Below are 22,658 nucleotides of genomic sequence, written 5' to 3' on the forward strand. Positions count from 1 at the left end.
GGCGCAGGATACTGCGCCACCGGTGTTGCTTCGCGGTCGTCGCCCCCGATGAAAGAAGCGGGAAACCGTGGTGTTTAGCGGTCTGGGAAGGTCAGGTCGGGCTTGTCCAGCTCCTCAATGTTGACGTCCTTGTAGGTGATGACGCGGACGTAGCGCACGAAACGCACGGCACGGTACATGTCCCACACCCAGCAGTCGGACATGCGGACCTCGTAGTACACGTCTTTGCCCTCGGTGTGTGGGATCAGCTCGACCGCGTTGGCCAGGTAGAAACGGCGGTCCGTTTCCACCACGTAGGAGAACTGGCTGGCTACGTCGCGGTACTCCCGGTACAGCGACAGCTCCACCTCAGACTCGTAGTTGTCCAGTTCCTCAGCGCTCATGCAAGCACCCCTTTTTCGTAACACTCGATCGCCTGCTTGACGTTTGCATAACTATAGCGGTGTTCCGGGGTCGCGCCGTGGCGGCGCACCGCATCCATGTGCGCCTTCGTGCCGTAGCCCTTGTGCCCCTCCAGCCCGTAGCCGGGGTACTGCTGCGCCATTTGCGTAATGAGCCGATCACGACTCACCTTGGCCAGGATGCTCGCCGCCGCAATGCACCGCGCCACGGCGTCCCCGCCGACCACGGGAAGTTGCGCGGCCGGCATACCGGGCACGCGGAAGCCGTCCATGAGCACATAGCCAGGCTGGATCTCTAGTTGGGCGACGGCGCGGCGCGCGCCGTCCAGGTTGGCGGCCTGGATGCCGCGGTGGTCAATCTCCTTAGCCGAGATATGCACGATCCCGTACGCCAAGCTGCACTCTCGAATGGGGTCGAAGAGCAACTCGCGACGGCGCGCCGTGAGCCGCTTCGAGTCGGTCAGGCCCTCGAGCTCCTTTACCGGGCTCGTCGGGAGCACGCACGCGGCGATCGTAATCGGACCAAAACAGGCACCCCGCCCTGCTTCGTCCACGCCGGCCACCGGGCCGAGCCCGGCGTTGTCCAGCGCTACCTCGTAGGTGCGCAGCTGTTTGAGCCTGCGGACACGAGCCATCGACAGCGGACCAGCCTACTGCTGGATGTCCGGGCTCTCCACGCCGCCGAAACGGTTCAGCGGGAAGACGATGCCGAGGACCTTGCCGCGGATGTTCTCACGCGGAATCGTCCCCTCTTCGCCGTCGCCCATGTGGTAGCGGGAGTCGGAAGAATTCGTGCGGTTGTCGCCCATCATGAAGTAGTGGTCTTCCGGCACTTCGAGCGGGCCAAAGTACTGTCCACCGCACGCGTCGGAGCCGGTCGACGGGTCCACCGGGTAGTACGAGGGCTTCATGATGTAGTCCTGCTGGATCGGCTGGCCGTCCACCATGACGGCCGGGTCACCCTCCTGGCAGGACACGGTCTGCCCGCCCTCGGCGATAATTCGCTTGACCAGCGTGTTCTCATCCTTAGGCACGAGGCCCACCCACGAGCCAACTTCCTGCACGCCGCGGATCACCGGGTTGTCGGAGCGGTTGGTCTCAAACCCGGTGTTCCACGAGTCCGTACCCTTGAAGACGATCACGTCGCCGGGCTCCGGGTCGTCAAAGGCGTAGGTGAGCTTCTCCACGAAGATGCGGTCCCCCGACCCGTTCTCGCCGTGCAGGGTGGGCTCCATCGACCCAGACGGGATCACGTACAGGCGCCCGATGAAGGTCTGGATGAGGAAGATGAACACGAGCGTCAGCACGATGACCATGGGGATTTCCACGTACCACGGCATCTCCTTGGACTCCGAAGATTCCGAGGATTCCGACGAGCCAGACTTCCCCGGCTTGCCCGCCTTCCCCTGAGCGACACGGTCTTCCGCCCCGGCGCGCGCGCCGGAACCGGCCGGCACGGATGGCACCGTCGTGTCACGCGGGTACTCCGGCTCTCCCCTGCCTAGGTTCGAGCCGCTTACTGGTCCATTCACGTTCGTCACCTCGCATACTCTAGCAGCGCCGGTCGGCCGGACATACAAAAACGCCCCGCCCACCGAATCGTGTCAGTGAGCGGGGGCGCCGGTGCCGCAGACTAGCGACGCTCCTTAATGCGGGCTGCCTTACCGCGCAGATCGCGCATGTAGTACAGCTTCGCACGACGGACGTCACCCTTGCGAACAACCTCGATCTTCTCGATGTTCGGGGAGTGCACCGGGAAGGTACGCTCAACGCCGATACCGAAGGAGACCTTACGCACGGTGAAGGTCTCGCGGATGCCGCCACCCTGGCGACGCACCACGAAGCCGGTGAAGACCTGGGTACGGGTCACCGAACCCTCGATCACCTTCACGTGCACGTCAAGCGTGTCGCCGGCGCGGAAGTCCGGAATGTCATCGCGCAGCTGACCTGCGTCTACAAGATCAATAATGCCGTTGCTCATATGAAGCAATCCTTTACGTTTAAGGACAGAGGACCCTAGCGGCTTCTCCCAAACGGGCGCTCGACTGGTTCATGTCGCCTACAACAACTCGAGAAAGCTTACATAAGCCCGGGTCATTTACCAAATCCCGCTCGCTTCAGCGCGTCCGCCATCGACCCGCCTTGGGCCCGCTTATCGACGCCACCGCGCCCCCTCCCACCGCGTCGCTGCTTCCCGCCCCGCTGCTGCTTGCCGCCGGGCTTTCCGGCGGGCTTGCCGCCGCCGCGCTTGGGGTCCTGCCCGGGTTCGTCGTCAAGCCTCAAGCTCAGGCCGATGCGCTGACGCTCAACGTCGACCTCCATGACCTTCACCTTGACCACCTCGCCGGAGCGCACCACGTCGTGCGGGTCCGAGACGAACTGCTTGCTCATCGCGGAGACGTGGACCAGGCCGTCCTGGTGCACCCCGACGTCAACGAACGCGCCAAACGCGGCGACGTTGGTCACGGTGCCCTCGAGGATCATGCCCGGGGTCAAGTCGCTGACCTTGTTCACGCCTTCCTTAAACGTGGCCGTCTTGAACTCCGGGCGCGGGTCGCGGCCCGGCTTATCCAGCTCGGCGATGATGTCGGTCACGGTGGGCACGCCGAAGGTCTCGTCGGCGAAGTCGGCGGGCTTGAGCTTGGTCAGCACGGCACTGTTGCCGATGAGCCCCTTGGTGTCCAGCCCCGTCGCCGCGGCAATCCGCTCAACCACGGGGTACGCCTCGGGGTGCACCGCCGACGCGTCGAGGGGGTTCGCCGCGCCCTGCACGCGCAAAAAGCCAGCGGACTGCTCGAACGCCTTCGGGCCCAGGCGCGGGACCTTGCCGAGCTCCTTGCGCGAGGTGAAGGAGCCGTGCTCGTCGCGGTAGGCCACGATGTTCTTCGCAATAGTGGCGCTCACGCCTGCCACGCGCTCGAGCAGTGGTGCGGATGCCGTGTTGAGATCCACGCCGACCGAGTTCACCGCGTCCTCGACCACCGCGTCCAGCGTGCGGGCGAGCGCGGCCTGGTTGACGTCGTGCTGGTACTGGCCCACGCCGATGGACTTCGGGTCGACCTTCACCAGCTCCGCGAGCGGGTCCTGGAGGCGGCGCGCGATGGAAACCGCCGAGCGCAGGGAAACGTCCATGTCCGGGAACTCCTCGGCCGCAATCTGGCTCGCAGAGTAGACGGACGCGCCAGACTCCGAAACCACCACCGGGGTTGGGCGCTGCCCGCCCGCCTGGGCGATAAGATCTGCGACCTCGCCGGCGAGCTTTTCGGACTCGCGGCTCGCGGTACCGTTGCCCACCGCGATGAGCTCCACGCCGTGCTGCGCACACAGCGTGGACAGTGTCTGCACCGCCTGCTGCCACTGGTTCTGCGGCTGGTGCGGGTAGACGATCGTCGTGTCGAGGACCTTGCCGGTGCCGTCGATGACCGCGCACTTCACGCCGTTGCGATACCCCGGGTCCAGGGCGAGGGTGGACCGCTGGCCCGCCGGGGCGGCCAGCAGCACGTCGCGCAGGTTCGTCTTGAAGATCTCGAGGGCACCCTCTTCCGCTTTCTCCTTCAAACGCACGCGGGTATCCAGGTTCGCGGAAACCTGCAGCTTCGTGCGCCAGCCCCACTTCACTGCCTTGGCCAGCCACTCGCTGTCTTTCACCGGCAGGTCGAAGCGCTCGGCGATCATGCCCTCGTACACCGACTCGTCGCCCGCATCCAGGTCGAGCGTGAGCACGCCCTCGTTCTCGCCACGCAGCAGTGCCAGGATGCGGTGCGACGGCAGGGATTCGAACGGCTCGTTGAAGTCAAAGTAGTCCTTAAACTTAGCGCCTTCGGCTTCTTTGCCTTCCACGACGCCAGAGCGCATCGTGCCTGTGGTGTAGAGGCGCTCGCGTACCTCGCCGACCAGGTCCGCGTCGGTGGCAAACCTGTCCACCAGGATTGCGCGGGCCCCGTCGAGGGCCGATTTCGTGTCCTCGAAGCCCTCGCAGAGGAACTGCTCGGCCAATGTTGCGGGGTCGGCGACGGGGTCGGCGATAAGCAATTGCTCGAGCTCCTCGAGTCCTGCCTCGCGCGCGATGTCCGCCTTCGTCTTCCGGCGCTTCTTGTACGGGAGGTAGAGGTCCTCCACGCGGGCCTTCGTGTCTGCGTCGAGGATGGCGCGCTTGAGCTCGTCAGTGAGCTTGCCCTGTTCCTCGATCGCCTCGATGACTGCCTGCTTGCGCTCCTCGAGCTCCACGAGGTACGTGTGACGCTCCTCGATGTGGCGCAGTTGCGCGTCGTCGAGGCCGCCCGTGGCCTCCTTGCGGTAGCGGGCAATGAACGGGACCGTGTTGCCCTCGGCGAGCAGCTTCAGCGCCGCCTCGACCTGGGATGGTTGTACGTTGAGTTCTGTCGCGATGGTCGCTGCGAGAGATGTCATTCGTGTGAGTTTAGCGACCGCGTCGTGCCCACCCACTGGGTACCCCGCGGCAGCGCGGCCACCACGGCCTTAGTCGCCTCGGCGTTGCTCAGCGTGGTGCGGCCGGTGATCTCGAGCTGGCACAGCGGATCCAGGGCCGGCAGCCCGTGCTCCTGCTCGTAGACCTGCTCGAGCATTGACGGCTCGAAGCAGGCGGGGCCCGAGCGCTCGGTGAGCGTGGCGTCGTCAATGCGGTAACCGGCTTTGGCGAGCTCGCGGCGCAAACGCTTTCGCACCTTGGACCAGCTGCGGGGGTCGAGGAGGACATCGAGGCCGGTGATCACCGCGCGCGAGTCGAGGTAAAAGGTGTCCTCGTCGGTGAGCTCGTCGCGCGCGCGGGCTTGGGCGACAAGGTCCGGGCGTATCGCCTGCGTGCGGGCGAGCGATGCTTGCCGACGCCACCGCTCCACCTTGCCGTGATCGCCGGAAAAAAGCACCTCTGGGGCATCGATCCCGCGCCAGCTGCGCGGCTTGGTATAGCTGGGGGCCTCGAGCAGCCCGTCGGAGAAGCTGTCGTCCTCGTGGCTCTGGGTGTTGCCCAGCACGCCCGGGATGAGCCGGGTGACCGCTTCCGCGATCACAAGCGTGGCGACCTCGCCACCGATGAGCACGTAGTCTCCGATGGACACCTCTCGCACGCGGTAGCGCTGCGCCGCGTCCTCAAAGACGCGCTGGTCTATCCCCTCGTAGCGCCCGCACGCGACAACGATGTGGCGCTCGCGCGACCACGCCTGCGCGTCCGCTTGTGTAAAGGGCGCACCCGCCGGGGTGGGCACGAGCAGCAGCGGGGCGTCCGGGTCCTCGCCGTCGCGGACGTCGCGGGAGTCGTAAGGTCGGGCTGTAACGCCGTGGCGTTCGTCGTGTCGCACCTTGTCGTTGCGGTGCGCGGCAGCGGTGGTGAGCGTCTCGACATCGGTGTCACGGTGCGCGACCGCGTCGAGCGCTGGGCCCCACACCTCTGGCTTCATGACCATGCCGGGGCCCCCGCCGAGCGGCGGGGCGTCGACAGACTTGTGATTTCCCTGCCCCCAGTCGCGCAGATTGTGCACGCCGACCTGCAGGATTCCTTGCTCGATGGCCTTGCCCAACAGCGCGTGGCGCAGCGGTTCCAGGTATTCGGGGAAAATGGTGATGACGTCCAGGCGCAGCTGCGGGATGTGGCTAGACATCGAGCAGCCCCTCCGGCGGGGTGATCGCGAGGTAGCCCTGGTCCAGGTCCACCTCCGGGACGATGTCCATCACGAACGGGATGAGGACTTCCCTGCCCTGGTAGTCAACCTCGAGGATCTTGCGGTTCGGCGTGTCCATAATGCCGGTGACCTCGCCAATACGCGCTCCGTCCATGCGGACTTCAAGGCCAGTGAGCTCGTGGTCGTAGTAGCCGTCTTCGTCCGCATCGTGTTCGAGCGGTTCGGCGTAGAACTTCATGCCACGCAGGCTGTCGGCAGCGGTGCGATCGGGGATCTCCTCGAAACTGACCAGGAGCCGCTTCTGGTGCGGGCGCATCGTCTTGACGGTGAGCTGCTGTTCCTTCCCGGCCTGCTTGCCGGTCAGGGACTCACCGACGGCGAAGTGCACATCCGGATCATCCGTCGTGACCTCGACGGCGACCTCGCCTTTGATGCCGTGGGATTTCACGACCTTTCCTATGTTGAGCTGCATAATCAGCAAGCCTAACACGGGCGTTCAGTGGACCAGAGTCGCCGGTTTGCGCACCAACGCCCTCACCGGAGCACCGAGCGCGCGTCAACACTGCCCCACTGCAACGAACAAACCCCCGCGCGCCAGGTGACGCAGCGGGGGCTCATACAATACGAGAGACGCTTAGTTCTCCTCGGACTCCTCAGCCTTCTCCTCGGAGGACTCGGAAGCCTCTGCCTCTTCGGATTCAGCCTTCTCCGCAGCCTCGGCGGCGGCAGCGGCCTCAGCCTCGGCAGCAGCCTTGGCTTCCTCCTCTTCCTTCGCCTTCTTGCGCTTCTCGGTGATGGCCTCGGCGGTCGGGCCGTTGTTGGCCTCTTCGAGCGCCTCGTTGAACAGCTCGAGCTTGGTCTTCTTCTCCGGAGCGACCTTCAGGGTGCCCTCGGCGCCCTCTTCGCCCTTGTGCTTCTGCCAGTCACCGGTGACCTTCAGCAGAGCGAGGACCGGCTCGGTCGGCTGCGCGCCGACGCCCAGCCAGTACTGAGCGCGCTCGGAGTCGATGCGGATGAGCGACGGCTCTTCCTTCGGGTGGTAGATGCCAATGTTCTCGATGACGCGCCCGTCACGACGGGTGCGGGAGTCAGCGATGACAACACGGTACTGAGCGTTGCGGATCTTACCCACACGCTGCAGCTTGATCTTGACAGCCATGAAAAACTTCCTTTTCGGTCACTGGGCAGTGCAGACACCCGCCACTTGTCGGCGAGCCGGTTCAACCCTTCTTCTTTACCCTGCGCGTGACTGGCCGGCCGACCGCCGCGCTCCCGGCCTTCCGGGGCGCGGACCAGACGGGTCCGGCGCGTACGCAGATTGTGCTGTCCCCTGGGGCGGCAAACCACCAGGCAACCCCGCACACATTACCCGGTTGAGGCACATACACCAAAACGACGTGCCACGCCCAACGGGGCCAAGTTTTTTCAAATCGGGCGGTTGAGCCGGTAATGTCTTCAGCGAATTGAACCGGATAGTACCAAAATTTTCATGATGTTGTAGGGGTTTTACGGGCTTATGGGCGAAGGAACGGCGCAGCAGTCACAGACGGCGCGGCAGGCGCAGCAGTCTCCTGGCGCGCATCCCCGCCCGCGCCCCTCGTCCTACCGCGTGGACATCGACGGCCTTCGCGGATACGCAATTGCGCTCGTCGTGCTCTTCCACGTCTTCGTCGGCCGCGTATCCGGCGGCGTGGACGTGTTCCTCCTGCTCTCCGGCTACTTCTTCCTGGGCGGACAGCTGCGCTACGCACTGCGCCCGAACCCCAACCTCAATCCATGGTGGCCGCTCTGGCGAACCATTCGTAGGTTGGTCCCTGCGCTCGTCGTCGTCATTCTGGCGGTGCTTATCGCGGTGCATTACCTCACCCCGGAGCTCATGAGCGACGAGCTCGCGGCCCAGTTCACCGCGTCGATGCTCTACTACCAGAACTGGGAGCTCATGGCGCAGGACGCGGACTACGCGGCCGCCAGCCAGGACACGTCGCCGCTGCAGCATTTGTGGTCGATGGCGGTCCAAGGCCAGTTCTACCTCTTTGGCATCCTCTTCGGCACGCTCGTCGCTGTCTTGATCACCAAGTGCAAGCTGCCACGCACGCTCGCTCGCCGCGGCGCCGTGATCGTGCTCGCACTCATCACCGTCGCTTCCTTTGCGTGGGCGTCCCGCTTCGGGTTTATCGGCACCGGCGCGAACTACTACTCCACGTTCTCCCGCGCCTGGGAGCTCTCGCTCGGCGCGCTCCTCGCGTTCGTCCCGCGCTCGCGCTTCTTCCCGCAGCGCATCGCCTGGTTGACGTCGGCGCTTGGCGTCGTGTGCATCACGATCACGGGCGCGGTGGTTGCCAATTCTCTCGCCTTCCCGGGCCCGGTCGCGCTGCTCCCCCTCGTGGGCGCCGCGCTGGTGATCCTTAGCGGCAACGACAACCCGGTCTCCACGGTACTCGCGTCTAAGCCGATGACCTGGCTGGGTGGCATCGCCTACTCGCTGTACCTCTGGCACTGGCCACTGCTCATCATCGTCACCGTCATCGGCGGCTTTGGCACTCCGCCGGCCTGGGTGGGCACGATTGTCATCATCGTGTCCCTCGCCCTCGCGCACGTCACCCACGAGCTGCTTGAAGAGCCACTCCGCCAGCACCGGAAGCGCCCGACCGCCACGGACAAGCCGCTTCTCGACGCCCGCAGGTCACTCCGCACCCCCGCCGGTGCGGCCCGCGCCGTCGGAGGCGTGGTTGTCACTTGCTTAGTCGCCGCTACCTTTACAATCCAACCGCTGTGGAACCAGAAGGTCGAGGAAGCGGAAAAGCCGCTCAATGAAACCTTTTACCCCGGCGCCTTGGCCCTGGCGGGAGTGAACGTTCCAGACGTGCCCCCGCAGCCGGACCCGAACCTCATCTCCGGTGTCTACCCGCCCGCCGGTACCGACGGCTGCATGGTGTTCCAGAACCAGGACGCCGACACCATGCCGCGCCCCGACTGCGTGTACGGCGACCCGGAGGCGGACACGACGGTGGTCATGGTGGGCGGCTCCCACATCGAGCCGTACGTGATCCCCTTTGACCGCCTGGGCAAGGAACACGGGTTCAAGGTGATCCCGTACGTCCGTCAGACGTGCCCGCTCATCCTGGACGCCGCGGAGAGCGGCGAGCTCGTCTCCCAGGTCTGCCAGGAGTGGAGCGTCAACGCGTTCAACGAAATTGTCAACCTGGACCCGGATCTGGTGGTCTCCACCTCCACGCGCCCGGAAGGCCACGCGGGAGACGTGACGGTGTCCGTGGACCATGTCCCGGACTCCTACCTCAACCTGTGGGACGAGCTCGCCGCCAACGACCTTCCCTTCTTGGGATTCCGCGACAATCCGTGGATCTTCGACATTTTCGGGGAGATCATGGACCCGAACATCTGCGTTGTCAGTGGTCACACCGAGGAAGAGTGCTCCATGGCCACCAAGGACGTCTACGCCCCCGTCGACCCGGCTGCCGAGTACCTCGACGGCTCGCGCAACCAGTTCAGTGTGGACACCGCCGGGTGGTTCTGCGACGCCGAACTGTGCCGCCCCCAGATCGGCAACGTGTACGTCTACCGCGACCAGAACCACATTTCGAACGCGTACATGGCCACGCTGACGCCGCTGGTGTGGCAGGAGCTGCGCCGAGTCTTTGACACGCTGGACATCGCCTACACGCAGCCCGAGCCGGGGCAAGACGGCGAGGGCGCAGCAGGCGCGCCACCCACGGAGTACGTCATCCCGCCGCTGTTCCCCGATCCGAACGCGCACGTCCCCGCCGGCGACGGGGAGGCACCGGAGGTGCCGATGCTGGGACGCGAGTAGGCGTCGATAAGCAGCCCGCTCGGGGCGTTAGCGCACTTTGCGACGCTTCCACCCCAGCGCCACAAACGCCTGGCGATCGCCCGCAACGTAATGCTCGGCGAGCGCGAGGGCCTCAGCGAGGCTGCTCGTCTTGCGCTGGAAGTTCTCAATCTGCCCGAAGTCGTGGCCCCACCCGACCACGAACCGGCTGCGAAGCGCGCCGCTGTCATTGATCACCAGGACGTAGTCGCCCTCCACAGCGGAATCCATCACTTGGATGAAGTCGCCCTTTGTGGGCAACTCCACCCGGCGCAGCGCGTCCAGGTTCTCCGGGTCGAGCGGCACGGGCTCGAAGAGATTTGACTGTATCTGGAAGCGGGAAGGTGCATCCGGTGCCCGCGTGGCGCTGTGCCACTGGGCCGCTTCGACCACCGCAGCCGGCGACTGCGCCATTGTGGCGTAGAGGTGCAGCACATCCGGTTCAGCGAGTCGCTCGACTGAGTACACAATGCCGCCCGGGATTTCGTACGTGGCCGAATAGCCGCCCGGGGCCTCACGGATGGTGAGCCAGTAGTACTGCAGGTCCGGCTCCGCACGGCCCGAGTCGAGCGTAATGCTGGACGCGACCACGAGCTCGTCCGCGCGGCGCAGTTGCTGCAGGCCCTGCGCGAACGCGGGAACGGTGGCATCGACCCAGAACTGGACGATCGTGTTGTTCGCGCCGAGCGTCAATCCGCTGAACGGCGTCTCCTCGCCTCCGGTGGCGTTGTAGAAGACGTGCGCCTCGTTGAGCACGACCGAGACCCCGTACTGGGGCGCAAGGCGCACGATGTCCGCGAGGACTCCGTCGAGCGCGGCCTTGGGCACCCACGCACGCGTCATCGCGCGAAGCCCGACCTCGTTGCCGGCGCGCCCGCGGATCGCACCGGGTGCCGGCTGTGCTTGCTGCAGCTCGGAGAAGAAGGCCTTGAGCTCGGCGGGTGCGTCCTCGGCGGTGTCCGCGTGCATGCGGTGGAAGTGGCGGACCGATGCATCGGTCCATGCCTGGGCTCGCTGCGGGAGGATCATGGCAGAGATCTCCGTGAGCTCGTTGTCCCACAGCGACCGTGTTCGAACCGGGGCGTCCTGGCCGAAGAGCACTTCTGCCTGCGCGTCGTCCGCCGCGAGGTACATGTGCACGAACGCCACCAGGTCGGCGCCGCTGGAAAACTCACGGGTCACAGTTGAAAACGGTGCGGTTTCCAGCGTGGCTACCCATCGGCCGTTGCCGGCGCGCCCGTATTCCAGGGCGCCACCTGGGCCGTCGTGGAGCCGCACGAGTGTGCCCTCCGGCAGATGAAGCACCGCGTCGAGCCGACGCAGAGGGAGCTCGCTGCGCTCCCCAGCGCTCGAAGCAAAGTGGGCGTCCGCCGGCGCGGCCTCGCCCCATCCGAGGCGGTCGAGCAGCGGACTCCGATCCGCAAACGCCAGGAGCAGCTCGCGCGCCTGGGCGTAGCCGGCCACCCGGCGGGTGAGGAAGCGGTACTCGCCGGAGTCTTCCCCGTTCACGTGGCGCCAGCGGAGGGTCCACGAGCCGTCGGCGTCGAGGCGTGCAGCCATCGCTTCCGGGCCCTCGGCGTACACCTCGACCCACGCGCCGATGGGGTCGGGCACGCGCAGCGCGTCCTCAAAGGCCACATCAAGAGTGCGCTCGCACACCTGGTGCCACAGGGTGCCGATGTTATTGCGAAGGCCCGCGAAGCCGACCTCGTGCATCTCCGCCCCGGATCCGTTGACCAGCAACCCGGAGTCGGCCTGAAACACCAGGGCGTGATGCTGAAATGCTAGGTCGACGACACGGTTAAACACCTGGGGATCGTCCATCTGCGCATCAATGGTGAGCACGCGCTGCGCCTTCACGTCGTGCCCCAGCAGGTGCGCAAGCGCACCCGCGAGTCCCTCCATCGAGGGATCCGGGACTTCGAACTGATCCGGGTCCTGCAGGTACAACTCCTGCACGTACCGCTGGTGATGCGCGAGCACGCCGGTTGATGGACGGGACACGTACAGGCGCACCGGCGCCCCGTACCGTCGCCCGCCTGGCGCCCCTTCGTCCCCCACGATCCAGTCAAGTGCGCGCATGAGCTCCCGGTTATCCTCCACGTACATCCGGAAGACTTCGTACGCTCGGTTGATGTCGCGGGTGAGCACGTGCCCGCGCTCGACGGCGCCATTGTTGTACCCCCACTCCACCCGGTACCAGTCATGGGCATCGTGGCGGAACACGCGGCAATAGTCCTCGGGGCTACGGTTGTCGGTCACTCCGATCCAGTCGCCGACGCCCGCTGCGGCAAACGCCTCCTGGTAGGTAGCCAACGCCTCGTCGCTGTACAACGTCGTCGAGTCACCGGAGTTGGAGCCGAGCATGTACGGACGCCGCGGCAAGGCCAAGTCTGCGGTCCGCACCGATTCCCAATGCACTGAGTCAACAATCTCGTGCGGAGACTCCGCGGCGTTCACGAACACGACCGCGACTTCGTATTGCGAAAGTCCGGCGACGGCCCGCATGCTCCAACCGGGCCCGAAGGCCTTCAGCAGAAACGAGCCATGATCCGCGTCCTGAGGGATGGCGAGGAGCACCAGCCGCTGGTCGGGACGCTCGAGCGACTCGACGGTCAGTCGCAGCTGCCAATGACTGAAGTACACCATCAACGCTTCCATCAAGGCAGCCGGTGACACCGACACCCACCGATTCACGCACCTGTCGCCGTCGAACAGCTCAAGTGTGCACCGCACGTCGCCTCCAGCTGTGGCGCCCGAGGGGTTGACCATCACATGTGCACCGTCAAGCACCAGTGACACCCCGTAGCGGTGCGCGAGGTTGCCCAGCCGGTCGAGGGTCCGCAGCGAGCCGCGCCGGCTGACGGAAATCGTCGATAAGGCACGCGCCTCCACGCTGCTTCGCTCAAGCGCAAGCGTATGCGGCGCCTGCTGATTCACCTGCGCGATGAATGCAGCCATCGCCCCCGCTTCCGCGCCGTTGTGCGCGTCCCGCACGCGGTGCATCTCGCGTATCGACGAGTTCGCCCACCTCGCCGCGCGTTCCGGAAGCACCATCGCCGTCACGGTGAGAGCGGCGGGCAATGCCATTTCAGACGACTCCGGGAAGTACTCGAGCAACGCCCCGAGCTCGTTGTTGACATAGGCTTCCGCGATTTCGAGGAGCTCGCCGGCGGTATCGAAGGTGCGGGTCATCCCGCCGTTCAAGGCGTGGCGCATCGTCGCGCGCCACTGCCCGTCGCGGTCCCGCCCAAATTCCAAAGAGAAATTGAGCCGGTCGTGCAGGCGCACCATGACGCCCGCCGGCAGATCGCGGATCGCCCCGAACCGGCGCAGCCGGTACTGGGAGCGCTGCACGAGGTCGCAGGTAGAGAGACACGGGACGAAGTCGACGTTGGTCCACTCGTACTCACTGAGGATCGGGCAATGATCCGCAAACGCGAGTAGGACGGCGCGAGCTTCCTCGTAGGTCGCAACCGACAGGGTTCGAAGATCGGAGTCGTCCTCACGAACGGTCCACACGATTGTGAAACGGCCGTCGTCCAGGAGGTGCATGCGCATCCGGACACCAAACTCGGCGGTGCTCTCGCCGAAGTTGTGCACTTGCACCCAGGTGTCCATGTCGGACGGCGCTCGAAGGGCATCCTCAAACGCGCGGTCCAGAGTGTGCTCGCTCACCTGGCACCAGACTGTTGCGATCGAGTTTGTCACCGCCGAGATTTCGGCGGTCGCACCATAGACGCCACTGGCGTCGATGTACAGATCCGATTCCCCGATAAACGCCGAGACTCGGTGCTGCAAACACAGGAAAGAGACGAAATTCAGCGAGTGGGCATCGAGACCGTTCACCGAGGCAGTGATGAGGCGAGTCGGCGCGAAGTCCTGACCAAGCCCACGCGAAAGATCACGCGCAAACGCCTCCATCTCTGGATCGGGGATCTGGCGCAGCGCGTCAACGTCCACGCCCTTGAGAACCTTCGCCAGTTGGTCGAAGCGGGACGTGACAACGCTATTCGTTCGCAGGAAGTGGAATGGGAACTCCATACCGCACAACCTACAGTGATATAGCGCACACCGCAGGGGCGGGAGTTACTTCTTCTTCCCCATGCGCTTCATCGCTTCACCGAAGTCGAGGTTGTCCAGGTCCATGCCGTCCATCCCCGGAGGAAGCTGCTCCTGCAGCTTCTTTAGCTCCTTCATGTCCGGCATGCCGCCGCCCATGCCTGGCATCGCGGGCATCCCCGGCATCCCTGGCATCCCGCCGCCACCACGGCGCTTCGGCGGCTTACGCTTGCCATTCTTGCCCTTGCGGCCCTTCGGCTTCTTCTTGGTTGCCGAGCGGCCACCCGGCATCCCCGGCATACCGGGCATGCCGCCACCCATGCCAAACTGGCCGGCCATCTTGCCCATCATCTTCTTCGCCTCAAAGAAGCGCTCCACCAGCTGGTTCACGTCGGAGACCTCGACACCGGAACCCTTGGCAATGCGCTTGCGTCGTGAAGCATTGAGGATCTTCGGGTCCTCGCGCTCCGCCGGCGTCATGCCGCGAATGATGGCCTGGATGCGGTCGAGCTGCTTCTCGTCCACCATGTCGGCCATCTGGTTCATCTGCTTGCCGCCCGGCATCATCTTCAGCAGGTTGCCAATCGGCCCCATGCGCCGGATCATGAGCAACTGGTTGAGGAAGTCCTCGAGCGTGAGCTCGCCGGACGCGAGCTTGGTCGCCGCTTCCTCGGCGTCCTGCTCGTTGTAGGTCTGCTCGGCCTGCTCGATCAGCGAGAGCAGGTCGCCCATGCCGAGAATGCGGCTGGACATGCGGTCCGGGTGGAACACGTCGAAGTCGTCGAGCTTTTCGCCTGTCGACGCGAACAGGATCGGCTTGCCGGTCACCTCGCGGATCGACAGCGCGGCACCACCTCGGGCGTCGCCGTCCAGCTTGGTCAGGACCACGCCGGTGAAGTCGACGCCGTCGGCGAAGGCCTGCGCGGTACTCACCGCGTCCTGGCCGATCATCGCGTCGATGACGAAGAGGACTTCGTCCGGGTTGACGGCGTCGCGGATGTTGCGCGCCTGCGTCATCAGGGTTTCGTCGATGCCCAGGCGACCCGCGGTATCGATAATGACCACGTCGTGCTTGGTCTGCTTCGCGTGCTCGATGCCCTGCTGCGCCACCGCGACCGGATCGCCGTGGGAGGAGCCCATCTCGTGCTCGTAGGAGTCGATGGACGTACCCGGGTCCGGCGCGAACGTCTGCACGCCGGCGCGCTCGCCGACGATCTGCAGCTGCTGAACTGCGCCGGGGCGCTGCAGGTCACACGCCACCAGCATCGGGGTGTGTCCCTGCTTCGAGAGGTGATTGGCCAGCTTACCGGCGAGCGTGGTCTTACCCGCGCCCTGGAGGCCCGCGAGCATGATGACGGTCGGCGGGTTCTTTGCCAGGTTCAGACGGCGGGTCTCCCCGCCGAGGATCGAGGTGAGCTCCTCATCAACGATCTTGACAACCTGCTGCGCTGGGTTGAGCGCCTCGGACACGTCCGCACCGAGCGCGCGCTCCTTCACCCGCTTGATAAAGGCCTTGACGACGGTCAGGGAGACGTCCGCCTCGAGCAGGGCGAGGCGAATCTCACGCGTGGTCGCCTTAATGTCGTCCTCGGTGAGCTTGCCTTTTCCGCGCAAGCCACCGAGGGCATCTTGGAGGCGGTCGGACAGTGACTCGAACACGTCAGTACTCCTGTTCGCTTCGTCGATAAGCGTGCTAAAAGCGCTTGCTAAAGATGAACTCGTTCTAGCCTAGTGCCTGGGCGCGAAAGCCCAGAACTCAGCCGGTCTAGCCCAGCAGCGCGTCGACGAAGCTTTCCACCTCGAACGGCGCGAGGTCGTCCGCGCCCTCGCCCAGGCCGACGAGCTTGACGGGCACGCCGAGCTCCTCCTGGACCTGGAAAACGATGCCGCCCTTCGCCGTACCGTCGAGCTTGGTCAAGACGACGCCGGTGATGTCAACGACCTCGCGGAACACGCGCGCCTGCGCAATACCGTTCTGGCCGACGGTGGCGTCGAGCACGAGCAGCACCTCGTCGACGTTGCTCTTCTTCTCCACCACGCGCTTGACCTTGCCCAGCTGGTCCATGAGGTCGGTGGAGGTGTGCAGGCGGCCGGCGGTGTCAATGAGCACCACGTCCGCGCCCTCCTGCACGCCGGTCGCGACCGCGTCGAAGGCGACGGACGCCGGGTCCGCGCCCTCCTTACCGCGCACGGTCGAGGCGCCGACGCGGCGGCCCCAGGTCTCCAGCTGGTCGGCAGCGGCGGCGCGGAACGTATCGGCTGCGCCGAGCACCACGGAGTGGCCCATGGACACGAGCACGCGCGCAAGCTTGCCGGTGGTGGTGGTCTTGCCGGTGCCGTTCACGCCGGCGACCAGGATGACGGCGGGCTTGCCCTCATTCGGCATCGCCTTGATAGAGCGGTCCATGTCCGGACGCGCGGCCTCGATGAGCGTCTCGCGCAGCATCGCGCGGGCCTCAGCCTCCGTGGACACGCCGCGCTCCGCGATCTTCTCGCGCAGATTCTCGGTGACACGCAGGGTCAGGTTGGTGCCGAGGTCCGCCATGATCAGCGTGTCCTCGATCTCCTCCCACGCGTCCTCGTCGAGGTCGCCTGCAGTGAGGATCCCGAGCAAGCCCTGCCCGATTGCGTTCTGCGAACGCGACAAGCGCCCGCGCAGCTTGCCAATGCGCCCGGCAGCAGGCTCGATCTCGTCGAGCTCTTCCGCGGGGGCATCATGCTTCTCGACGACCACCTCATCACTCGGCTCAGCACCCGCTTCACGCGCAGCGCCGGCGCTCTCGGCGGTCACAGCAGCGGCTTCGGCGGCCTCGGTGGCTTCGGTCTCCTGCTCGGCGGGCGCGACGTCCTCCGGGGCCACGACGGTCTCGGAGGCCTCCGGCTCGTCAGTGTTCAGCACGACCGTCTCGTCGGTGTCGCTGGAGTCGCTGGGATTGCTGGTGTCGCGGTCGGCGGCTTCCACCGGCGCCTCGTTCTGTGCGGGCTCCTCAACCGGCTCCGCAACCGGATCCTCCACCGGCTCCGCGACAGGCTCCGCGACAGGCTCCGGAATGGGAGCCGCTGCAGCCTTCGGCTCTTCCTTGGCTACTGGGGCCACGGGCTCGTCGCGAAGCACTGGCTCCTTGACCGGCTCCTTCGCAGGTGCGTCGGGGGCGGCGGCGGGCGCAAAATTGAAACCACCCTTGGCCTGGTAATTGCCGGATTTCTCCTGCTGGGTGAGCTCCTTCGGCTCCTCCGTCTTTTCAAAGGAGACGGTCTTTTCTTCTTTCCTGCGGCGCCCGACCACGACGATGCCCACGATGATGAGGACAACGACGATGATCGCGACGATGATCCACAGTAGTGGCGAGTTCATTGCTAGTTCCATATCCATGGCACCCATAGTGCCAGGCGCGGCGGAGCTAGTCAGCCGCAGGCTGCATTCGCTGCGACAGGACGCGCGTCACGCCGTCGCCGCGCATGGTCACGCCGTAGAGCACGTTCGCCACATCCATGGTCGGCTTCTGGTGCGTGATCACGATCAGCTGCGAGTCCTCCCGCAGCTCCTTGAGCAGGGCGATGAGGCGGCGAAGGTTGACGTCATCAAGCGCTGCCTCGACCTCATCCAGCACGTAGAACGGGCTGGGGCGGGCGCGGAAGATGGCCACCAAGAACGCGAGCGCGGTGAGCGACTTCTCGCCGCCGGAGAGCAAGGACAGGCGCTTAACCTTCTTGCCCGGCGGGCGCGCCTCGATCTCAATTCCGGTGGCGAGCATGTCGTCAGGCTCGGTGAGCACGAGCCGCGCCTCGCCGCCCGGGAACAGGGTGTGGAAGACGCGCGGGAACTCGTCCTCGACGTCTTTCCACGCATCGGTGAAAAGTTGCAGGATCTGCGCGTCGACGTCGTTGATCACGCCGGTGAGATCCTCGCGCGCCTTGATCACGTCATCCAGCTGCGTGGACAGGAACGAGTAGCGCTCCTCGAGCGCCTTGAACTCCTCGAGCGCCAGCGGGTTCACCTTGCCCAGCGCGCGCAGATCCTTCTCGGCTTGCTTCAGCCGCGCCTGTTCGGCGGCCTCATCGAAATCCTCTCCCGGGGTGTAATCGCGCAGGAGGTCCGGGATGGCAACGCCGAGGGACTCGGTGATCTTCTTCTCGGCTTCGTCGATACGCACCTGCGCCTGCGACTGCGCAATCTCCGAATTGTGCGCGCTGTCGGTGAGCCGCTTGAGCTGCTGCCGGGCCGCCGAGACCTGGCTGCGGGCCTGCTGCAGTCGCGCCTGCAGCTTGACGACGCTCCCCTGCCACCGGTCACGCTCCTCCGCCGCACGGGACAACGCGTCCTGGATCCGGGCGATCAGGTCGCGGCCCTGCTCGGAGACGGTGCGGGCGAGCTCCGCTTGCGCGCGACGCTTCTGCATCGCCGCGTCGTGGCGTGCCTTCGCCTGCTTCTCGTGCTCCGCCTGCCGGCGCAGGGCGTCGCCGCGCCCTGCGCGCTGCTCCGCCTCGGCCTGCGCGGACCGGGAGGCGAGCGTGGCCTCCATCTCCATCGCCTTGACCTGGTTCAGTTCCTGCTGCGCCGCGTCGCGCTGGGCGGACGACGGCTCCTCGCTGGGTGTGTCCTCATCGTTGACGCGGGCAAGCCGGTCACGAGTCTGCGCCAAGTCCTCGCGGCGGGCGGCGAGTCGGGCCTCTGCCTCCGTGGCGCGCTGCGCAGCACGCTCATGTTCGTGTTTGTTCGCCTGCCACTGCTTTTCCAGCCGCTCGTGGTCGCGCTGCTGGCGCTCGGACTCCGCGTCGTATTCGCGCAGCGCCGCCTTCGCGCTCGCGGCGGTCACGCGCGCGTCCTCCGCGGCCAGCTTCGCGCCCTCCAGCGTGCCCGAGAGCTCCTCGAGTTGGGCCTGGGCCACGTCGAGTTCCTCGCGGGCGCGTTCGATCTGCGCGCTCACTTCCACCGAGGTGGTGGCGCCGGTGCCGGCGGCGACCCAACCTTCGCCGACGACGACGCCGTCGCGCGTAACGGCGCGAAGCCGGGGGTCGTCGTCCACCAGCTGGCGGGCGGTGGGGAGGTCGTCGGTGAGCGCGACGTCGACAAGCAAACGCGTCACCGGCCCCAGCACCGACGCGTCGATGCGCAGGTGGTCAAGCAGCCAGTCCACCGGGGATTCCGCGTCGAGGCGCCACGCGCTGCCGCCGCTGCGGTCGATCACCACGGTGCGGGCCGCATCCGCGAGGCGCTCGACCGTTTCTGCGGTGACGTCGCCGACCAATGCCTCCGCGTACTGGCTGAGCGCGGCGGACAGCGCCCGGTCCACGCCCGGTTCCGCGGTGACCAGCCCCGCGAGCGGCGCCGCCTCGCTGACGATCTCCGCTGCCGGCTGCTTCGGCGCCTGCTCCTGCAGCGTGGAGATGCGCGATTCCAGAGTGAACACGGCCCGCTCGCGCTCGCGCTGCTGGGCGCGCAGTTGCTCGAGGCGCTTGTCGGCGGCGTCGGACTCCGTGTAGGCGCGCACATGGGCCTCGTCCAGCGGGGCGCGCTGCGTATCCACGTTCGCTACCTGCTCGGCGGCCTCGCGAGCCTCCTTCTCCGCCGCGCGGGCGCGGGTGCGCGTCTCCTCGAGCAGCTCGGTCAGCCGCGCCACGTCCTCCTCGGCCGCAGTGATCGCGCTCTGCTGTGATTCCTCCTGCGCGAGCAGCCTCACCACACCTTCGCGCCGGTCCGCGAGCGCGCGCACCTGCGCCATGTGCTCGCGCTCGGCGGCGTCGAACGCTTCCTGTTTCTCCGCGACCTCCTCGCGCAGCGTCTCGAGCCTCTCGGCGGCCTCTTCTGCAGCTTCAAGCGCCTCGGCGTAGTCCTCGTCGGCGAATGCTGCGCGGCGCAGCAGCTCCTCCGGGTCTTGGCCCGCGTAGGGCACCTGCGCGCCCGCGTTCTGTGCGCGCTCGGTGGCGATGCGGACTGTCGCATTGGCACGCTCCGCCAGGGTGGACAGCGTGAACCACACCTGCTGGGCCTGCTCCGCCTGCGGCTGCGCCTCCTCCTGCTCGAACTCGATCTCCGCCTGAGTCTGCTCCGCTTCTTCCAGTGCGGCGGTCGCGGTCTCGACCTGCTCGGCGAGGAGTTCGGCGGCGCGGGTGGCGTCGAGAAGCGTGCTGCGCAGCGTCACTACCTGGTGGCCAGCGAGCGACATGCGGGCCTCGCGCAACGTGGACTGCACGGTGGCGGCACGCTTCGCGGCCTCGGCCTGGCGGGCCAGCGGCTTGAGCTGTTTGCCCAGCTCCTCGGTCAGATCGGTGAGGCGGTCGAGGTTCGCCTGCATGCCGGTGAGCTTGCGCTGCGCCTTCTCCTTGCGGCGCCGGTGCTTGAGCACCCCCGCCGCTTCCTCGATATAGGCGCGGCGCTCCTCGGGGCGCGACTCCAGGATTTCGGAGAGCTTGCCTTGACCGACGATGATGTGCATCTCGCGGCCGATGCCGGAATCCGACAGCAGCTCCTGGATGTCCATCAGCCGGGCCTTGGACCCGTTGATCTCGTACTCGGACGCGCCGTCGCGGAACATGCGGCGCGTAATCGCTACATCGGTGTACTCGATGGGCAGGTGCTTGTCCGAGTTATCAAAGGTGAGGGTGACTTCCGCGCGGCCGAGCGGCTTGCGGTCACCGGCGCCGGCGAAGATCACGTCCTGCATCTTCCCGCCGCGCAGGTTCTTCGCGCCCTGCTCCCCCATCACCCACGCGAGCGCGTCCACGACGTTCGACTTGCCGGAGCCGTTCGGCCCCACCACGGCGCAAATTCCGGGCTCGAATTTCATCGTGGTCGCTGAAGCGAAGGACTTGAATCCTTTGAGCGTCAGCGATTTCAGGTGCATTGGCGTCAGTGTACCTGCCCGGGCCGCAGCCCGTCCTTAGCGTTCCTCAAAGCCGGAAAGCCCCTTCGGCTCGCCGTACTGCACGCCGACAAACTCCACGCGCCCCGGGCGCTTCTCCGTCGACGATTCCTCGTTCAGCAGCGCAAAAAGCTTCTCGACGCTCCCTCGCTCCCCCTCCCCAACAATCTCTACACGCCCGTCGGCGAGGTTCTTCGCGTACCCGCGCAGCCCCAGCTCCAGGGCGCGGGACCGGGTCCACCAACGAAAACCCACGCCCTGGACGTGTCCATGGACGTGGGCTGTCATTCTCACAAGCTGTTCAGTCATGCCACCACACTAGCCGCGGCTACTGATCCGGATGATCCGCCACCTTCAGGTCCTCCGCGCTGCGGCGGGTGACCGGGTCGGAGCCGTCCCAGTACTCCACGTTTTTCAGCCCCGGGACCATGTCCCGGTGGAAGACCGGGTCGACGCCCTTGGCGCGCTGCTCGTTGTAGTTCTTCAGCAGCTTGAAGGCCACCCCGCCGAGCGGGACGATGGCGATGATGTTGATGATTGCCATGGTGCCCGCCATGGTGTCGCCCAGCGCCCACACGAGCGGCAGCGAGCCGAAGGCGCCGAAGATGACAAAGCCGATCACGCCGAGGCGGAAGAGCAGCATGACGAGCTTCGAGTCGGTGAGGTACTCCACGTTGGCCTGCGCCAAGTAGTAATTGCCAATCACGGAGGAGAAGGCGAGGAAGAACAGGATGAAGGTGACGGCGTGGGTGCCCCACGCGCCGACGCTGTCCGCCAGCGCGGACTGGGTCAGCGACGCGCCTTGGATGTCATCGTTGCCGTAGGAAACAGCTGGGCCGAGCAGCACGATAAAGGCGGTGATGGTGCAGACCACGAGGGTGTCAAAGTACACGCCGAGGGTTTGCACCAGGCCCTGCTTGACCGGGTGCGACACCGTCGCGGTCGCCGCCGCGTTCGGCGCGGAGCCCTGGCCGGCCTCGTTGGAGAACAAACCGCGGCGCATGCCCTGGGCGAACGCGACGCCCAGCCCGGCGCCGGCGACCTGCTTGAGGCCGAGGGCGTGTCCGACGATGAGGGCGAACATCCCGGGCACCTCGGTGATGTTCATGATGATCACGAGCAGGCCGATCAGGATGTACGCGATGGCCATGAACGGCACGATGATCTGCGTCACGCTCGCGATGCGGGTCACGCCGCCGAAGATGATCATCGCCGTCAGCGCCGCAACCGCCGCGGCGACGATGCACTTCATGGCGACGGAGTCGGTGTTGAACGAGCCGCCGACTGCCTCCACGATGGAGTTGGTCTGAATGGCGTTGTACACAAAACCGTAGGTCAGCGACAGCGCGACGGCGAAGATGACGGCCAGCGGCTTCCAGTTCAGCCCGCGCGTCATGTAGTAGGCCGGGCCGCCGTGGTAGTTCCCGTCCTCGTCCTTGGTCTTCCACAGCTGCGCGAGCGTGGACTCGACGAACGCGGTAGCGCCGCCGACCAGGGCGATGATCCACATCCAGAACACGGCGCCCGGGCCGCCGACGGAGATGGCCAGCGCAACGCCGGCGATGTTGCCGGTGCCCACGCGGGACGCTGCGGAGATAGTGAAGGCCTTGAACGCGGAGATGCCACCGTATTCCTCATCAAGGTCGCGGCCCTCGCGGTCCTTGCCCTTTGGTGTCTCGGTGACCGCCTTGAGCATTTCAGGCAGGAGTCGGATCTGCACAAAGATGGTGCGGAGGCCGAAGTAGATACCGGCTGCCAGGAGCAGCCAAGGAACGACGTTCCAGATGATGCCATTGAGCGAGTCGTTCACAAACGACGTTGCGGATTCCATGGCGGGAATCTTAAT

General features: G+C 66.1%; 15 protein-coding genes. 1 reads left to right on the top strand and 14 read right to left on the bottom strand.

All coding sequences use genetic code 11. The features are described 5' to 3' along the window. Window positions 1–74 precede the first annotated feature (74 nt). The 8 genes from CKJ84_RS03015 to rpsP form a co-directional block, all read right to left on the bottom strand. Window positions 75–383 carry a DUF2469 domain-containing protein gene (locus tag CKJ84_RS03015; protein WP_095277469.1) on the bottom strand — a complete coding sequence of 103 codons (309 nt, stop codon included), beginning with the start codon at window positions 381–383 and terminating at the stop codon, window positions 75–77. Then, complete coding sequence (locus CKJ84_RS03020) at window positions 380–1,036, bottom strand: ribonuclease HII (protein WP_095545899.1); 657 nt, start codon at window positions 1,034–1,036, stop codon at window positions 380–382. The genes CKJ84_RS03015 and CKJ84_RS03020 overlap by 4 nt, the downstream gene beginning before the upstream one ends. 15 nt (window positions 1,037–1,051) lie before the next feature. Continuing rightward, on the bottom strand, window positions 1,052–1,741 hold the full coding sequence (gene lepB, locus CKJ84_RS03025; RefSeq protein WP_095546389.1) for a signal peptidase I: 690 nt from the start codon (window positions 1,739–1,741) through the stop codon (window positions 1,052–1,054). A 293-nt stretch (window positions 1,742–2,034) separates the two neighbouring features. Further along, window positions 2,035–2,382, bottom strand: a complete 348-nt coding sequence (gene rplS, locus CKJ84_RS03030; protein ID WP_095277476.1) for a 50S ribosomal protein L19 — start codon at window positions 2,380–2,382, stop codon at window positions 2,035–2,037. 113 nt (window positions 2,383–2,495) lie between these two features. Further along, on the bottom strand, window positions 2,496–4,811 hold the full coding sequence (locus tag CKJ84_RS03035) for a Tex family protein (RefSeq protein WP_095545900.1): 2,316 nt from the start codon (window positions 4,809–4,811) through the stop codon (window positions 2,496–2,498). Continuing rightward, on the bottom strand, window positions 4,808–6,019 hold the full coding sequence (gene trmD / locus CKJ84_RS03040) for a tRNA (guanosine(37)-N1)-methyltransferase TrmD (RefSeq protein WP_095545901.1): 1,212 nt from the start codon (window positions 6,017–6,019) through the stop codon (window positions 4,808–4,810). Before trmD ends, CKJ84_RS03035 begins: the two co-directional genes overlap by 4 nt. Beyond that, a complete protein-coding gene (gene rimM / locus CKJ84_RS03045; protein WP_095545902.1) occupies window positions 6,012–6,512 on the bottom strand; it encodes a ribosome maturation factor RimM in 501 nt (166 codons plus the stop codon). Before rimM ends, trmD begins: the two co-directional genes overlap by 8 nt. A gap of 162 nt (window positions 6,513–6,674) precedes the next feature. Further along, window positions 6,675–7,199, bottom strand: a complete 525-nt coding sequence (rpsP, locus tag CKJ84_RS03050) for a 30S ribosomal protein S16 (protein WP_095545903.1) — start codon at window positions 7,197–7,199, stop codon at window positions 6,675–6,677. Between the two features lie 357 nt (window positions 7,200–7,556). On the opposite strand from rpsP, the gene CKJ84_RS03055 reads away from it, so the two are divergent. Further along, window positions 7,557–9,869, top strand: a complete 2,313-nt coding sequence (locus CKJ84_RS03055; RefSeq protein WP_095545904.1) for an acyltransferase family protein — start codon at window positions 7,557–7,559, stop codon at window positions 9,867–9,869. A 27-nt stretch (window positions 9,870–9,896) separates the two neighbouring features. Here CKJ84_RS03055 and CKJ84_RS03060 read toward each other — a convergent pair whose 3' ends face one another. From CKJ84_RS03060 to CKJ84_RS03085, 6 genes are all read right to left on the bottom strand, one after another. Beyond that, complete coding sequence (locus tag CKJ84_RS03060; RefSeq protein ID WP_095545905.1) at window positions 9,897–13,931, bottom strand: hypothetical protein; 4,035 nt, start codon at window positions 13,929–13,931, stop codon at window positions 9,897–9,899. A gap of 45 nt (window positions 13,932–13,976) precedes the next feature. Then, window positions 13,977–15,608, bottom strand: a complete 1,632-nt coding sequence (gene ffh / locus CKJ84_RS03065) for a signal recognition particle protein (RefSeq protein WP_095545906.1) — start codon at window positions 15,606–15,608, stop codon at window positions 13,977–13,979. A 106-nt stretch (window positions 15,609–15,714) separates the two neighbouring features. After that, the gene (ftsY, locus tag CKJ84_RS03070) at window positions 15,715–17,331 is read right to left on the bottom strand and encodes a signal recognition particle-docking protein FtsY (RefSeq protein WP_233125464.1); all 1,617 of its coding nucleotides are present in this window, start codon (window positions 17,329–17,331) and stop codon (window positions 15,715–15,717) included. Between the two features lie 19 nt (window positions 17,332–17,350). After that, the gene (gene smc, locus CKJ84_RS03075; RefSeq protein WP_095545908.1) at window positions 17,351–20,794 is read right to left on the bottom strand and encodes a chromosome segregation protein SMC; all 3,444 of its coding nucleotides are present in this window, start codon (window positions 20,792–20,794) and stop codon (window positions 17,351–17,353) included. Window positions 20,795–20,830: 36 nt separating this feature from the next. Then, window positions 20,831–21,121, bottom strand: a complete 291-nt coding sequence (locus CKJ84_RS03080; RefSeq protein ID WP_095545909.1) for an acylphosphatase — start codon at window positions 21,119–21,121, stop codon at window positions 20,831–20,833. Between the two features lie 19 nt (window positions 21,122–21,140). Then, window positions 21,141–22,643, bottom strand: coding sequence for a sodium:alanine symporter family protein (locus CKJ84_RS03085; RefSeq protein ID WP_095277505.1), 1,503 nt, complete (start codon window positions 22,641–22,643; stop codon window positions 21,141–21,143). Between the last annotated feature and the right edge of the window lie 15 nt (window positions 22,644–22,658).

Origin of the sequence: Corynebacterium sp. NML 120412 (assembly GCF_002285155.1) — a bacterium.
Lineage (GTDB): Bacteria > Actinomycetota > Actinomycetes > Mycobacteriales > Mycobacteriaceae > Corynebacterium > Corynebacterium gottingense.

Excerpts from the sequence above, each read along its gene's own strand:
- CKJ84_RS03035 (WP_095545900.1), bottom strand. The coding sequence starts at position 4,811 with ATGACATCTCTCGCAGCGACCATCGCGACAGAACTCAACGTACAACCA.
- rplS (WP_095277476.1), bottom strand. The coding sequence starts at position 2,382 with ATGAGCAACGGCATTATTGATCTTGTAGACGCAGGTCAGCTGCGCGAT.
- ftsY (WP_233125464.1), bottom strand. The coding sequence starts at position 17,331 with ATGGGTGCCATGGATATGGAACTAGCAATGAACTCGCCACTACTGTGG.
- CKJ84_RS03015 (WP_095277469.1), bottom strand. The coding sequence starts at position 383 with ATGAGCGCTGAGGAACTGGACAACTACGAGTCTGAGGTGGAGCTGTCG.
- trmD (WP_095545901.1), bottom strand. The coding sequence starts at position 6,019 with ATGTCTAGCCACATCCCGCAGCTGCGCCTGGACGTCATCACCATTTTC.
- smc (WP_095545908.1), bottom strand. The coding sequence starts at position 20,794 with ATGCACCTGAAATCGCTGACGCTCAAAGGATTCAAGTCCTTCGCTTCA.
- rimM (WP_095545902.1), bottom strand. The coding sequence starts at position 6,512 with ATGCAGCTCAACATAGGAAAGGTCGTGAAATCCCACGGCATCAAAGGC.
- CKJ84_RS03085 (WP_095277505.1), bottom strand. The coding sequence starts at position 22,643 with ATGGAATCCGCAACGTCGTTTGTGAACGACTCGCTCAATGGCATCATC.
- CKJ84_RS03055 (WP_095545904.1), top strand. The coding sequence starts at position 7,557 with ATGGGCGAAGGAACGGCGCAGCAGTCACAGACGGCGCGGCAGGCGCAG.
- CKJ84_RS03060 (WP_095545905.1), bottom strand. The coding sequence starts at position 13,931 with ATGGAGTTCCCATTCCACTTCCTGCGAACGAATAGCGTTGTCACGTCC.
- lepB (WP_095546389.1), bottom strand. The coding sequence starts at position 1,741 with ATGCCGTGGTACGTGGAAATCCCCATGGTCATCGTGCTGACGCTCGTG.
- rpsP (WP_095545903.1), bottom strand. The coding sequence starts at position 7,199 with ATGGCTGTCAAGATCAAGCTGCAGCGTGTGGGTAAGATCCGCAACGCT.
- CKJ84_RS03020 (WP_095545899.1), bottom strand. The coding sequence starts at position 1,036 with ATGGCTCGTGTCCGCAGGCTCAAACAGCTGCGCACCTACGAGGTAGCG.
- CKJ84_RS03080 (WP_095545909.1), bottom strand. The coding sequence starts at position 21,121 with ATGACTGAACAGCTTGTGAGAATGACAGCCCACGTCCATGGACACGTC.